This is a genomic window from Pelistega europaea, assembly GCF_013133775.1.
In the GTDB taxonomy this organism is placed as follows: Bacteria; Pseudomonadota; Gammaproteobacteria; order Burkholderiales; family Burkholderiaceae_B; genus Taylorella; species Taylorella europaea.
Map to the genome: position 1 here is coordinate 58,968 of NZ_JABGBO010000002.1, position 15,384 is coordinate 74,351.

The 15,384-nt window shown below is 40.0% G+C and carries 12 protein-coding genes; 9 read left to right on the plus strand and 3 right to left on the minus strand.

All coding sequences use genetic code 11. The features are described 5' to 3' along the window. The first annotated feature begins 165 nt into the window (after positions 1-165). From HKX40_RS01875 to yfaE, 5 genes are all read left to right on the plus strand, one after another. Entirely contained in the window at positions 166-1,953 is a 1,788-nt protein-coding gene (locus HKX40_RS01875; RefSeq protein ID WP_171587882.1) for a ClcB-like voltage-gated chloride channel protein, read from the plus strand. A gap of 230 nt (positions 1,954-2,183) precedes the next feature. After that, entirely contained in the window at positions 2,184-3,191 is a 1,008-nt protein-coding gene (gene dusA / locus HKX40_RS01880; protein WP_171587883.1) for a tRNA dihydrouridine(20/20a) synthase DusA, read from the plus strand. Between the two features lie 475 nt (positions 3,192-3,666). After that, a complete protein-coding gene (gene nrdA / locus HKX40_RS01885) occupies positions 3,667-5,958 on the plus strand; it encodes a class 1a ribonucleoside-diphosphate reductase subunit alpha (protein ID WP_171587884.1) in 2,292 nt (763 codons plus the stop codon). Positions 5,959-6,112: 154 nt separating this feature from the next. Beyond that, positions 6,113-7,246, plus strand: a complete 1,134-nt coding sequence (nrdB, locus tag HKX40_RS01890) for a class Ia ribonucleoside-diphosphate reductase subunit beta (RefSeq protein ID WP_171587885.1) — start codon at positions 6,113-6,115, stop codon at positions 7,244-7,246. A 195-nt stretch (positions 7,247-7,441) separates the two neighbouring features. After that, a complete protein-coding gene (gene yfaE, locus HKX40_RS01895; RefSeq protein WP_171587886.1) occupies positions 7,442-7,750 on the plus strand; it encodes a class I ribonucleotide reductase maintenance protein YfaE in 309 nt (102 codons plus the stop codon). A gap of 149 nt (positions 7,751-7,899) precedes the next feature. Here the strand turns inward: yfaE and HKX40_RS01900 are convergent, their stop codons facing one another. Next, entirely contained in the window at positions 7,900-8,355 is a 456-nt protein-coding gene (locus HKX40_RS01900; RefSeq protein ID WP_171587887.1) for a CBS domain-containing protein, read from the minus strand. 143 nt (positions 8,356-8,498) lie between these two features. Then, complete coding sequence (locus HKX40_RS01905; protein WP_171587888.1) at positions 8,499-9,773, minus strand: YihY family inner membrane protein; 1,275 nt, start codon at positions 9,771-9,773, stop codon at positions 8,499-8,501. A gap of 227 nt (positions 9,774-10,000) precedes the next feature. On the opposite strand from HKX40_RS01905, the gene HKX40_RS01910 reads away from it, so the two are divergent. Next, positions 10,001-10,378: a DUF2069 domain-containing protein gene (locus HKX40_RS01910; protein ID WP_171587889.1), complete on the plus strand. Its 378-nt coding sequence runs from the start codon at positions 10,001-10,003 to the stop codon at positions 10,376-10,378. A gap of 244 nt (positions 10,379-10,622) precedes the next feature. Beyond that, positions 10,623-11,684: a chorismate synthase gene (gene aroC, locus HKX40_RS01915; protein WP_171587890.1), complete on the plus strand. Its 1,062-nt coding sequence runs from the start codon at positions 10,623-10,625 to the stop codon at positions 11,682-11,684. A 203-nt stretch (positions 11,685-11,887) separates the two neighbouring features. Here aroC and HKX40_RS01920 read toward each other — a convergent pair whose 3' ends face one another. Then, positions 11,888-12,787 (minus strand): DMT family transporter, encoded by a 900-nt coding sequence (locus HKX40_RS01920; protein WP_171587891.1) that lies wholly within the window; start codon positions 12,785-12,787, stop codon positions 11,888-11,890. Positions 12,788-13,240: 453 nt separating this feature from the next. Here HKX40_RS01920 and HKX40_RS01925 point away from each other — a divergent pair, with 453 nt between their 5' ends. Next, entirely contained in the window at positions 13,241-13,798 is a 558-nt protein-coding gene (locus tag HKX40_RS01925) for a cytochrome b (protein WP_216605136.1), read from the plus strand. Positions 13,799-14,039: 241 nt separating this feature from the next. Next, the gene (gene folC / locus HKX40_RS01930; protein ID WP_171587892.1) at positions 14,040-15,332 is read left to right on the plus strand and encodes a bifunctional tetrahydrofolate synthase/dihydrofolate synthase; all 1,293 of its coding nucleotides are present in this window, start codon (positions 14,040-14,042) and stop codon (positions 15,330-15,332) included. The last annotated feature ends 52 nt before the right edge of the window (positions 15,333-15,384 follow it).

Below are 15,384 nucleotides of genomic sequence, written 5' to 3' on the forward strand. Positions count from 1 at the left end.
AAATAAAGAATAACCGCTATTTTAGCAAAGAAGCCCAATAAACTAACATAAAATTCGAAAATTCATTAAACTAGAGTCTGTTTATAGCTTACTGTTAATAGCTTATTTATCATATTACTCCCAAATAGCTGTAAACCATCTTCTGTAAAAAAAATTTCTAAATCAATGCTCAATTTGTTTAGACACTGTTTTCAACAACTTCGCACCTATTTGACTGCACGCTCCAAGAGACTGTTTTCTCAAACGGCGATTTTAATATGGGCAGCAATTTTAGGTTTTACAGGAGCATTGACAACCATTAGTTTTCACGAACTCATCAAACTCATCCAAACCATACATAGTGGGCACTCTGGTGATGTGGTTGATATTGCACGCTCATGGAGCGTTGCTGAAAAGCTGATTATTCCGACTTTGAGCGGTGTTATTGCTGGTTTTTGTCTTTACCTTGCTAGTCGCATCAAGGTTGATGCTAACTCTGACTATATGGAAGCAGTGGCTATTGGTAATGGACGGCTTTCTCTGCGGCAGGGTTTACTACGCATTGTTTCGGCTTTATGTGTATCTGCAACAGGGTGGTCTCTTGGGCGTGAGGGGCCGATTATTCACTGGGCGGCGATGAGTGGTTCGGTGGTAGGGCGTTTTTTTAGGTTAGAGCCACGACATATGCGATTATTGGTGGCTTGTGGTGCAGCAGCAGGGGTTTCGGCAGCCTATTTTGCCCCAATAGCCGGTGCACTCTTTGTAGCAGAAATTGTGTTAGGAAGTATGGCTACTCAGGTTTTAGTACCGTTATTAACGTCTTCCGCAATATCATACATTACCATACAGAGCCTAGGCTATCGGTCCTGGCTGTATGAAATCCCTTCTATTGATATTGTAGGGCATAAATATATTGTGCTGTCGTTGGTAGTTGGGGCAGTATCTGGTATAGCAGCCCCGTTATTTTTACGCTATTTGGATAAGATGAAGCAGTTGTTCTCTGCGTTAAAACTCCCCGAGCCTATCAGCCTCGCATTGGGTGGTTTTTTATTAGGTTGTCTGTTTCTAGTAAATCCTTGGGTTGCTGGTAAAGGGGACACGTTGATTCATTCCTATATTGTGCAAACCTGGTCACTATCAGGAGTGTTTATTATCTTAAGTCTTAACATTCTCTCAACGGGGTTTAGTGTAGGTTCGGGAGCTGTGGGTGGTGTAATTACTCCAGTCATGCTAGTGGGGGCTAGTGTGGCACTATTAATTGTAAAAACAGTGGGGCTTTGGTCTCCAGAAGCGGAAATTTACACGCACTTGTTTATTCTTGTGGGTATGGGGGCTTTTTTAGGAGCGGCAACAAGTGCTCCAATACTCGCCGTAGTATTGATTGTGGAAATGAGCCATAGCTTTAATGTGATTGCACCGCTTATTCTTGCTACAGTATTGTCTTATTATATTTCCCGCAAAGTAACAAATAAAGCGATGTTTGCAGTGGTTGAGCATAGGGATAAAAGTGATGAAGTACGTGTTGCTTTAAGTAAATTAAAAATCAAAAGCCTTATTAACCCGGCAACGACCGTACTTACCCCACAACATACGATGAATGATGTTGTCAATATGTTTGCAGAACATAGTGCTCGTTATATCTATATAGTAAATGATCAACAGGAATTTCTTGGTGTGATTTCTGTGCAAGATATGACTCGAGCCCTCGTGTCACAAAAAGATTTACAACAGCCTATCCCCCCTGATTTACTTGAACGTACATATATTGAACCTCTAAACATTGCGATGAGTTTGGATCAGGCACAAGATCGTTTTGTAAACTTTACGGGAGAGCGTTTACCCATGGTAGATTTGCAAAATCCGCCTCATCTTGTGGGGGTCGTCTATAAATCTGATGTGTTGCGTAAATTTAGTGAGCTTAAACGTATAATGGATGAAAGTAGCCAAGCTGCAGCGGATATCCGGTTATCATAGCGAACCTATTTTTATGCAGCAGGTATCTGGGTATCATAGCAAACTTATTTTTATGCAGCAGGTATCTGAGTATCATAGCAAACCTATTTTTAATATGTTTTTGTTTACAACGTTTACCCGCTTGAAAAGTCAAAGCGGTGGATATTTAAAAATAGCTGTTGTACTATTCACGCAGTAAATACTTGTCGCTTGTTATAAGTTTTTTTCATTATTTATTGATCACTTGCAGAATGTCTCTTACTGGTATTTATCAATCTCCTTTACAGCCTTGGCGTTTATCAGTGGCTCCTATGCTGGATGTTACGGATAGACATTGTCGATATTTTCACCGTTTATTAGCTCCTCATGCTTTGCTATATACTGAGATGGTAACGACAGGTGCATTAATTTATGGTGATGTGCCTCGTCATTTACAGTTTAACGAAGAGGAGCATCCAGTAGCGTTACAGCTTGGTGGGAGCGAGCCTGCTGCACTCGTGCATTGTGCCAAACTAGGGGAAGAGTGGGGCTATGATGAAATTAATCTCAACTGTGGTTGCCCCTCAGAACGAGTACAAAAAGGAGCTTTTGGGGCTTGTCTGATGGCAGAAGCTCAATTAGTTGCTGATTGTATTAAAGCCATGCAAGATGTGGTAGATATACCTGTGACGGTGAAGCATCGCTTAGGATTAGACTATGATGAGTCTTATACCTTTGTACAGGATTTTGTGGCTAAAATTTATGAGACAGGATGTCGTGTATTTATCTCACATGCACGAAATGCTGTTCTTAAAGGATTATCCCCTAAAGATAATCGTGAGATTCCACCGTTACGTTACGATGTAGTTAAACAGCTTAAAGCTGATTTTCCCGATGCATTGTTTGTTCTTAATGGGGGGATTAACCAGTTGACACAGTCACAGTGCTTACTTGATGAATTCGACGGCATTATGATTGGACGAGCTGCGTGGCATGAACCTTATGTTCTGAGGGATATTAGTCAAACCATCTGGTCAGATAGGTTAGAGGCGGATGATACTACCATTTGCTCAAAGATGACCCAGTATGCTGAACAAGCCTTGAGTCAAGGAGCTCCGCTACGTGCCGTGATAAAGCCTATGCTTGGATTAATGAATGGTCAAAAAGGGGCTAAACATTTTCGACGACTGCTTTCTGATGTTAAGCGTCTAAATGCGGGGGACATTACCCTCATTGAGGAGGCTTTTAATCTTATGCAGCATCTTGCATCAGCCAGTTAATGGTGTTTTTCTTTTTGCAGGATAGGTTGAAGGATGCTTGTGCATCAGCCAGTTGATGGTTTTTTCTTTTTGCAGGATGAGTTGAAGTGTTCTTTTTTAGCCAATACACCATAAAATTTTAAGGTTATTTTGCTGGTTTTTGGTGCATGGATAAGTCAGTTTTAAGGCAAAGAAAAAATGAACTTAATATGAAAATTCATCTTAATTTCTGCCAAAATCAATGAAAACTATCCAAAACTATAGAATATATTCAATGAAAAAAGGGGCTTTTATGGCCAAAAAAGTCGATATAGCAAAATTGTAAAAATACGTTTTTGGGTTGTACTTCCCTCCATTTTTTACTATACTTTGAACTTCAGCAGTAAACTACGTATGCACAATATATTGTGCTTTTAATACCAAGAATAACACTACATATAGGTTTTAACAAAAGTCTATATTTAGTGTTGTCACGACAGGCTGGGACAATACGACTATGACTACTCAATTGTTTGTTATCAAACGCAATGGGTCTAAAGAGCCATTGAATTTGGATAAAATCCATCGCGTTATCACATGGGCTGCAGAAGGTCTGGATAACGTTTCTGTTTCTCAAGTAGAGCTTAAATCACAGATTCAGTTTTATGATGGTATGCGTACAGAGCATATTCATGAGACTATTGTTAAAGCAGCTGCCGACTTGATTTCTCCAGCCACACCGGATTACCAGTTTTTGGCAGCACGTTTGGCAATTTTCCATTTGCGTAAAAAAGCGTTTGGAGAGTTTGAGCCACCTCAACTCTACAATCATGTGAAGAAGATGGTAGAGATGGGTAAGTACGATAAGCATATTCTTGAGGACTATACCAAAGCTGAGCTGGATGAACTCAATGACTACATTGTTCATGCCCGTGATTTATCTTTCTCTTATGCCGCTGTTAAGCAACTAGAAGGAAAGTATCTAGTTCAAAATCGTGTAACCAATGAGATTTATGAGAGTCCACAGTTTTTGTATATTTTGGTAGCTGCTTGCTTATTCTCTAAATATCCCAAGGAAACACGTCTTAGCTATGTTAAAGGCTTTTATGATGCTGTTTCAACCTTTAAGATTTCGTTGCCCACACCTATTATGGCAGGGGTGCGTACACCAACTCGTCAATTTAGTTCATGCGTATTGATTGAGTGTGGAGATAGCCTAGATTCGATTAATGCCACAAGTGCGGCGATTGTCCGTTATGTGTCGCAACGTGCTGGTATCGGTATTAATGCTGGTCGTATTCGTGCGGTTGGTAGCCCAATTCGTGGTGGAGAGGCTCAACATACTGGTTGTATTCCTTTCTACAAACACTTCCAAACAGCAGTCAAATGTTGCTCTCAAGGCGGTGTGCGTGGTGGGGCAGCAACCTTGTTTTATCCAATTTGGCATTTAGAAGTAGAGTCCTTACTTGTACTTAAAAATAACCGTGGGGTTGAAGAAAACCGTGTGCGTCATATGGACTACGGTGTACAGCTTAACCAACTGATGTATAAACGCTTTATTAAAGGTGAAAACATCACGTTATTTTCTCCATCTGATGTTCCTGGACTCTATGATGCTTTCTTTGAAGATCAAGAACTTTTTGAAAAACTCTATACCCAGTATGAAAATGACCCTTCTATCCGTAAGCGTACTGTGAAGGCGGTTGAGTTATTTTCTCTCATGATGCAAGAGCGTGCTAGTACAGGGCGTATTTATATTCAAAATGTAGACCATACCAATACACACAGTGCTTTTGATCCTAAACTAGCTCCAGTCCGTCAAAGTAATCTTTGCTTGGAAATCACCTTACCAACCAAACCACTCAATGATATTAATGATGAAGAGGGCGAAATTGCTTTGTGTACGCTTTCTGCCTTTAACTTGGGGGCATTAGAAAGTTTAGATGAGCTTGAAAATTTAGCAGACTTAGTAGTGCGTGCGCTTGATGCACTATTAGACTATCAAGACTATCCAATCAAGGCAGCTTATTTAGGTACGATGAAACGTCGCTCGTTGGGTATTGGTGTGATTAACTTTGCTTACTATCTTGCCAAAAATAATGCTCGTTATTCAGATGGTAGTGGTAATGCACTTACTCATCGTGCTTTTGAGGCGATTCAGTACTACTTACTCAAGGCTTCAATGAATCTTGCAAAAGAGTTTGGTCCTTGCACTGGATTCAATGAAACCAATTATGCCAAGGGTATTCTTCCTATTGATACTTATAAAGCTGCGATTGATACAATCTGCACAGAGCCTTTGCATCTTGATTGGGAATGGCTTCGTGCAGAGATTGTTGAGCATGGTTTACGTAACTCAACACTAACAGCACTTATGCCATCAGAGACTTCTAGTCAGATTTCTAATGCGACCAATGGTATTGAGCCTCCGCGTGGGCTTGTATCAGTTAAAGCCTCTAAGGACGGTATTCTTAAACAAGTGGTTCCAGAGTATGAGCGTCTCAAACACCATTATGAGACACTATGGGAGATGCCTAATATGGAGGGGTATCTGCAACTCGTTGGTATTATGCAGAAGTTTGTAGACCAATCTATCTCTGCTAATACTTGCTACGATCCTAAGCGTTTTGAAGGTGGTCGAGTAGCGATGAAACAACTACTTAAAGACCTTCTTACTGCCTATAAATATGGTATTAAGACTTTGTACTACCACAATACTCGTGATGGTGCGGATGATACTCAAGAAGACGCTCAAGTAGTACAAGCTACTGAAGATGATGATTGCGCGAGCGGGGCTTGCAAGATTTAGCGAGGTTCCACTGAATAGTATTAATTTAAGCAGGGTAGGTGACATCGCCTTATCTACCTTGGATATACGACCGATGCAAGCCGTCGGTTTTTCAACGAATAAAGCCGGGCGCGAGATAGTATCGTTCGGCATTGATTGATGATAGGTTAATGAAATGTCGTACAGTACTTTTTGCCAAACTCCTAATGACCCTCTAAAAGAACCTATGTTTTTTGGTCAAAGCGTGAATGTTGCCCGTTATGACCAACAAAAATATGAAACTTTTGAAAAGCTAATTGAAAAACAACTTTCTTTCTTTTGGCGTCCAGAAGAAATTGACGTATCACAGGATCGTATTGACTATGCGGGGCTTCCAGAGCATGAGAAGCATATTTTCATCAGTAATCTTAAGTACCAAACCTTGTTAGACTCTATCCAAGGTCGCAGTCCCAATGTGGCTTTGTTGCCGCTAGTGTCTATCCCTGAGTTGGAGACCTGGATTGAGACATGGGCATTTTCAGAAACAATCCATTCTCGTTCTTATACACATATCATTCGCAATATTACCAATAATCCAAGCATTGTCTTTGATGATATTGTAACCAATGAGCATATTATTGCCCGAGCCAAAGATATTTCTCATTACTATGATGATTTAATCCAAGCCACTCAGTTATATGATCGTTTTGGTGAGGGTAAACATATCATTAATGGTGAAGAAGTGCGTGTCAGCCTTTATGCCTTAAAGAAAAAACTCTATCTTTGCTTAATGGCAGTAAATGCTCTTGAGGCAATTCGTTTCTATGTTAGTTTTGCTTGCTCATTTGCTTTTGCAGAACGTAAATTAATGGAAGGTAATGCCAAGATTATTAAACTGATTGCACGTGATGAGGCACTTCATCTGACTGGTACTCAGCATATGTTGAATATTATGCGTAGTGGTCAAGATGACCCTGAGATGGAATATGTGGCACGAGACCTTGAACAAGAATGTTTTGACCTCTTTAAAATCGCTGCTGAGCAAGAAAAAGAGTGGGCAGAGTACTTGTTCCGAGATGGCTCTATGATTGGTCTCAATAAGGATATTCTGGTGCAATACGTTGAGTACATCACCAATATTCGTATGCAGGCGGTTGGCTTACAGCCAGCATTCCCTGGCTCTCATCAAAACCCTATTCCTTGGATTAATGCATGGTTGACCTCTGATAATGTTCAGGTAGCTCCTCAAGAAGTAGAGATTTCCTCTTACTTAGTGGGTCAAATTGATGCAGAGATTAATACTGAAGACTTTGATGAGTTTGATTTGTAATTAATTCGCCTATTTGTGAAGTTCATTCTACTATGATGAGTAAAAGGGTTTTGTGATATGTATAAAAGCGTCATATCAGGAAAGTCTTTGGGTATCAGGTAGTTTGATGATGGTTTGTGATTAGTGAGTATTTAATCTATTCGCTAATTGTACTTAGCACTAGGTGTTTACAAAAGATATTAAGCAGTAAAGAAAATGAGTTTAGTAATTACGCGTTCCCGCAGTTTTGTTTTGCAGAGTAATGAGACCTTATTAGAGGGGTTAGAGCGTACTGGGCATTGTGTAGAGTATCAGTGCCGCTCAGGCTATTGCGGCTCATGCAGGACGCGTATTAACAGTGGTGAGGTGGAGTATCTCAGTGATCCTTTGGCTTATATTGCTCAAGGAGAAATATTGCCTTGCTGCTGCGTTCCAGTGGGAACGGTATCGCTTGATGTAGGAACCGAACGCGAATATGAGCAGGACGCAGGAGAACTGCATGCACAAAGTGAATTAGGGCTTTAGACAATGCGATAGTTGATTTACCCACCTAGCAACTGGGGGGGATTTTATTGCTTTAATCAATAGATGATGCCAAAAGGGGTAAGGGAAATAAAAAGCCAGCTATCTAGAAGATAACTGGCTTTTTGATAAATAATACCTATGACGAATCATCAGTCTTCGCTTTTATCGTCATTTTCAGACCAATTTTTGATATAGGCCTTGAGCATGTTGTTTTCAAATTTCTCTAACTCTATCAATGCCTTAGTCATATCATAGAGAGAAATTACCCCTAATAGAGTAGGACCGTCCATGATGGGCATATAGCGAATATGTAGATTTAACATCAACCGTTGCACCTCAGCCACGTCTGTATTAGGAGTGACACTTACTGGATGGTCGTCCATAATACCACGGACAGTAGCAGAGGCTATATCACGTTTTTGTTGGAGAAAACGCATCACCTCTCGAAAGGTGAGCATACCCACAAGCTCACCATGCTCCAATACTACAAGCGAGCCAATATCTTGCTCTCCCATAATATCAATAGCTTCTTGTACACTAGCATCAGGACTGATGGTATACAGTACATCGCCCTTGACACGTAAAATTTCGTTTGCTTTTAACATGAATACTCCAACAACTGTATTACTATTCCGCCAATTTACACTATTGAGGAAGATTTAGCAATTATTCATCAACTTTAATAAACCAACTATCTTATCTAAACGTTGTTATTAGATCAATTAGCCATGGATAGTGCTGAAAACCACTATAAAACATCTTTGAGTAAAACGGGCTCTTTGAGAATCAATCGGCTTATTGCATGACGGATTTTGTCATCATTCAAGTTTTCTAATGCAGAATCCATTAGATATAAATCCCCTAAAGGCTGTAACCCTTGTTCAGGGGTATTAGCCAACACCCAGCGTTCAGAGCGTTTGCCCTGCGTATTAACAATAAATCCTAACGCATTTAACTGATCCAATACTTGTAAAGTATGTGAGCTATTACCCTGTAATTCTTTAAGCAAGTATTGAGTACTTTTACCTGGGGGATTGTTATTGCTACTTGCTGCTAATGTACGCAAAATACGGATTGCCTGGATAAAGTCAGCTCCAGCTTTATCTTGTGTATCAAAATGTCTGAAGCGAATCTGTGGCACCAGAGAAGCAATAATCGCTCCAAATAATACCACTAACCATGATAGGTATATCCATAATAAAAATAGTGGAATGGTCGCAAAAGCTCCATAAATCACGGTATAAGAGGGGAATTTCGTAATGTAAAAAGTAAATCCCATCTTCATGGTTTCAAATAAAATAGCTGTTACACCAGCACCAATCATGGCATCGCGTAGATAAACATTACAATTCGGAACCACATAATAAAGTAGCGTAAAGCCTACAAAAGATAAAATTGTAGGGAAGACCGTCGCAAAGATATTTTGCAAAACACTAATATCAACTCCTATACCAAGTTGAGTTCGAGCAACAACTGTACTTGCCCAAATACTCGCAGCAAGCATAAAGGGACCAATGGACAAAATTGCCCAGTAAATTAGCACACGAATGGTCAAGGGGCGTTGACGTTTTACACGCCAAATTGCATTTAATGCTTCATCAATGGTTTTCATCAGCAAAATCGAAGTCACCATTAACACGACAGAACCAATGGCAGTCATATTACGAGCTTTGGCAGCAAAACCGTTGAGATACATCATAATGGTTTTGGACATTGCCTCAGGCATAAGACTGGTGGTTAAAAAGTGATTCAGCTCGACCTGTAATTCTTTAAAAATAGGGAATGCTGTAAATAGGGAGAGCACCACAGCAAGCAATGGCACCACCGCCAGTACAGTGGTATAGGTCAAACTTGCCGCTACTTGTGTCAACTTATCGCTAGAGAGACGATGAAAGGCTACTACTACCGCTTGTTTAAAATAAGGAGTGGTTTGTGTATTTTTAGTAAGCTGTTCTTCTTCGACTTGTTCTCGTGTTTCTTGAATGTCTTCTAGCGTGTTATCTGTGTTTTTCTCTGTCATCATGGGTATAAAATACTTTATCGTCTCTTAAGTATAACAAGTTATTTCGACCTTGTTGCACGAAATAATTGCTCCTTGGCAGTAAATTACCTTATGAGGAAATCTCAGTTGCTTTATCAGTAGACTTCAGTCGCATCATTTTTAGAAACATTGGTCTAATGCACTTATCGGCGTACAGCAAGTTAAAAATCCGTATAATAAGGGCTATCTTAGCATTAAGGTCTTATTTTATGCAAAAACCTCAGCTCAATCCTTTCTTACATTACGGTACGGTGATAGCCCTCATTGCCTTATTTATCCTTTGTGTCGCTTGGGAGTTATGGTTAGATCCACTAGTACCAGGGGGGAGCATTTATTTTCTAAAAGCCTTGCCATTGATGTTTGCCTTTTATGGAGTATATAAAGGAAATATTTACACCATGCAATGGACTTCTATGCTGGTTTTGCTCTATGTGCTAGAAGGTATTGTACGTTGGTATGCAGATACGACTGTGATGTCACAACGACTTGCTATGATAGAAACGCTCTTATCACTATGGGTATTCTTTTTTGCAATTTTCTATGTGCGTCCAGCAAAAAAATATGCAAAGTTTTTAAAAAAGCAATAATCTGCCCAAAAAAAGCCCTTTTAATAACAAAGATAGCGGTAAAGCAAAATGCTAGACCGCTATTTTAGTATCATCGCCTATTATCTGCTATTGTGCTTTAGCAGTTTCTTTGTAATGCTAGACTACGAGATTAGTATCATCAATCCCAATATGAAAGATTTCCACATCCTATTTTGTACACTTTTTATGCATGAGTTGCTATACTAGTCAATCTTTGTGAAATCAACTAATTAATGGGTATAGTATGTCGGGAAGTTCATTGGGTAAGATTTTTACAGTGACTAATTTTGGCGAGTCTCATGGAGTTGCCATTGGCTGTGTAATTGATGGTTGTCCAGCAGGGATGCCATTAGAAGCAGCTGATATCCAAGTTGAACTAGACCGCCGTAAACCTGGCACATCTCGTCATGTTACCCAACGTCGCGAGCCTGATACAGTACAAATTCTTTCGGGTGTTTATGAGGGCAAAACGACTGGTACTCCTATTGCATTATTGATTCAAAATGAAGATCAACGCAGCAAGGATTACAACAATATTGCCCAGTCTTTTCGCCCTGGTCATGCGGATTTTACCTACTGGAATAAATATGGTATTCGAGATCCGCGTGGAGGAGGGCGTTCATCTGCTCGCCTGACTGCCCCTACAGTGGCTGCTGGTGCTATCGCTAAAAAATGGCTTAAAGAGCATTATGGCATTGTGATTCGTGGTTATATGAGTCAGCTTGGTCCTATTAAGATTCCATTTGAGAGTTGGGAATATGTAAACCAAAACCCATTTTTTGCCCCTAATGCTAGCATTATCACTGAACTAGAAGCCTATATGGATGATTTACGTAAAGAGGGAGACTCTATTGGAGCACGTATTGAGGTTGTCGCAGAGAATGTCCCTGTAGGACTTGGCGAGCCACTCTATGAACGATTAGATGCCAATATTGCCTATGTAATGATGGGTTTAAATGCAGTAAAAGGGGTTTCTATCGGAACAGGGTTTGACTGCATTACTCAAAAAGGTTCTGTACATGGCGATGAAATCACTCCAGATGGTTTTTTAAGCAATAATGCAGGAGGTATTCTAGGGGGGATTTCTAGTGGGCAACCGATTACTGTATCCTTGGCGATTAAACCCACTTCAAGTATCCGCATAGAGCGTCGCTCCATTAATACCAACAATGAACCAGTGATGGTGCAAACACTAGGACGTCATGACCCTTGTGTAGGCATTCGAGCCACACCTATTGCAGAAGCCTTGTTAGCCTTGGTTTTGATGGATAATGTATTGATTCAGCAGGCTTATCAGACCAAATAACATCCTCAGACACAGCAATTATCCTTTCATTAGACGCGTAAGTTTTGTGTCAACAAGGCAGCAACTTTAAAACCTAGTTGAAGGGAATTAAACTTTGCTTTAAGTCTAATTGGAGGGGATTAAACCTTGCTAATTAAGCTCAATCAGAGGGATTAAATATTGTTAATTTAAAGCCTAATTGGGAGGGGATAAAACCTCGCGAATTAGGCTCGATTAGAAAGAATTAAGCCAATGGCAATCATAACAATCCCCATAACATGATAAAGATGGATAGATTCACCAAGGACAAATACGGATAGCAATACACCAAATACAGGCATTAGGTGAATGGATAATCCCGCACGTACAGCTCCTACTTTTTGAACTGCAGTGGTATAAGCCAGATAGGCTATAACTGAAGGGAAAATCCCAACATAAGCCAATGCTAATACAGCATTGGTATTCAATGTCCAGGTAGTAGTGGTATGTGACATTTCCCAGAAAAATAAAGGGGCTAGTACAGCAACGGCAATAATAATCTGTATGCCGGTAAGACCTCGACGATCAATGGTAGTAGGAATATCTCTAATCCATAAAGTGTAAAGAGCCCAGCAAATCATTGCTAAAAAAACAATTAAATCGCCTGGATTAAAAGATAGGTGAACAAGCCGAGACCATTCTCCAGCTAATACGATACACATCACTCCAGCCAGAGAAATTGTCAGACCTACAATTTGGATAATATGCAATTTTTGGTGATAAAAAACAGACCCAAAAATCATAATAAGGACGGGAATACAAGAGTTTAACAAAATAGCATTGGTAGTTGTGGTGCTATGAACCCCTATATATACCAAGGTATTAAAAGCGGCAACACCCATAATCGCTGTGGCAACAATACGTTTCCAGTTTTGTTTGTAAAGAGGCCAATCACGATACATCAGACGCCATACAAAAGGGAGCAAAATCAGTAAAGCAATCACCCAGCGACCAAATGAGAGGGCAATAGGGTCAATATCATCTCTAACCGCACGACCTACAGTGACATTGCCTGCCCAGAATAAAGGAGGAAGCACCAAGAAAGGCAAAACAGAAAGTAAAGAGGGCTTATTTTGAGGACTCATAGTAATCTGTTAATAATGTTAAAGATAGCGAGCATCAAGGCAAACATTTTCTAAATAAAGATATATCTAGAGCAGAAAATATACCATAAAAACAAAATAATTCCTCATTAAAATTTTCTATACTTGTCTCTTGCACAACCTTTTGCGGAAGTCTATATCAGACCATACCGTAAAACATCAACGTTTACGATAGAGAGATAAGACACGAGCTACAAAGCAGTTTTTGAGAATGACAAGATGGTAATTATCAATTGAATCGATATGCTCATCTGCTAACCATTTAGATTTGAACTTATACTTTATATTCATGATTTTTTAAATTTAAAACATTTTTTAGATATATGAAACATGTTGAATTATCTAATTCCTGCTGAAAATAGGGATTTCTGCCAGTTTCTTTTATAATGGTATAGGAACACTGGCTGGCAGTGTGTTTTTTAGAGAGTAGCATAAATGAACAATTCACAAACTTCCTGTACAGAGCCTTTAGGTAAAGTAACCATTGTATTGCACTGGCTTATCGCTATTGTAATGATTGGTATGATTACATTAGGTATTTATATCGGTGAAAACAAGGCTTTTAGCTTGATGCCACTACATAAATCTATTGGAATTTTAATTTTTGTTTTTGTGGTGTGGCGTTTAATCTTACGTCTTACTCAAGGCTTCCCCAAACCTCTTGGCAATCCTCCAGCTTTACAACATCTTGTTGCCATGATTGTGCATTGGATTTTATTGCTAGGCACCGTATTATTCCCTTTAAGCGGTATGGTGATGTCTGCGATGGGTGGACGAGGTCTTGCTATGTTTGGTATCCAGCTTGTTGCCTCTAATATTGTAGATGGTAAGCCGGTAGCTCTTAATGAGTCATTGGCTGGTCTTGCTCACACAATTCATACTTCTATTGTGCCCGTTATGATTGCTGCTATTGTGCTCCATATTTTAGGGGCTTTGTACCATCATTTTATTGTTAAAGACGATACAGTAAAACGTATGACTGGACGTGTTTAATAAATACCATAAAAAGGATAACTGGACATACAGTAAAACTATGGTTGGATGTGTTTAATAGTATGTGCCACAAATGATAAGGTAACTGAAAACATTCTCATATATGGTGCAAGGTCTATTAAATGAGTAAACAGGATTTATATCCTAACGTATTGCATTCAGAAACCATTTGAACGTTTTAGGGCTGTGATAAAACAGTACGCTGTGCTAAAATAGCGACTTTACTTATCACAGCTTTTTTATGTCTGTACCTACACTTCAACACTCCTTGGCCGATTGGCTAAGCTACCTTGAGAATCTTCACCATACTGCTATTGATTTAGGACTAGACCGCATTAAGACTGTGGCGGATAGGCTAGGTTTAAACGCCTGGGATGGCGTCAAAATTATCGTTGCGGGTACCAATGGCAAGGGTTCCACCTGTGCCATGCTAGAGTCTATTTACCTAGCAGCAGGTTATAAAGTAGGGATGTATACTTCACCTCACCTTGTATATTTTAATGAACGTATCCGCATCAATGGAGAGTATGCTAGTGATGAAGCTATTATCGCCAAACTACATCAGATTGAGCAAGCACGAGGAGAAGTAAGTCTTAGCTTTTTTGAATATACGACATTGGTTGCATTTCTTCTGTTCAAGGAACATGGTCTTGATGTTTCCATCTTAGAAGTAGGGCTAGGAGGGCGTCTTGATGCAGTCAATATTGTGGATGCAGATTGCTCTATTGTTACAACAGTAGATATTGATCATGTAGACTGGTTAGGCGATACTCGTGAGAAAATCGGCTGGGAAAAAGCGCATGTTTATCGTTCTGGTAAGCCTGCTATTTGTAGTGATCCTCGGCCTCCTGAGACTTTGGTTAAGTATGCTGAAGAAATTGGAGCGGATTTATGGCTATTTGGTCGTGATTTTAACTACGATGGCGATAAACAACAGTGGGCGTTTGCAAGTCGCATAGGGCGTAAAAATGCACTCGCTTATCCTGCTCTTAGAGGTGCAAACCAACTCTTAAATGCTTCTGCTGCACTAGCGGCCATTGATGCGCTGCGTCCATTATTGGCAGTGCCATTGCAGTCAGTCCGAGAAGGGTTGTTGCAAGTGAGTCTTCCTGGTCGTTTCCAAATCCTACCAGGACAACCAACGACTATTTTTGATGTGGCTCATAACCCCCATGCAGCAGCAGTGTTATCGCATAACTTACAAAGCATGTCGTACTTCCCCTATACCTACGCTGTGTTAGGTATGCTTAAAGACAAGGATGCTGAAGAGGTTATAAAGAAATTCCGAGGTATTGTTGACCATTGGTATTTATGCGATTTGACAGGTCCTAGAGGACGAAAGGCAGAAGAGTTGGCTAGACTTATTAAAGAGCATATTCCTCAGGATAAGGACGGTTTGCCAACCATTACCTTGTTCCCTGATGCCGTAAGTGCTTTTAAGGCTGCACGGGCTAATGCTGCTCAAGAAGATAGAATTGTAGTCTTTGGTTCTTTCTTGACCGTTGCTGCTGTTTTAGAAGATATGGCAAAGTGAGTGATAAATCTTACAGGATTGTTTACAATAGTTTAACGAATGAATTGAGATG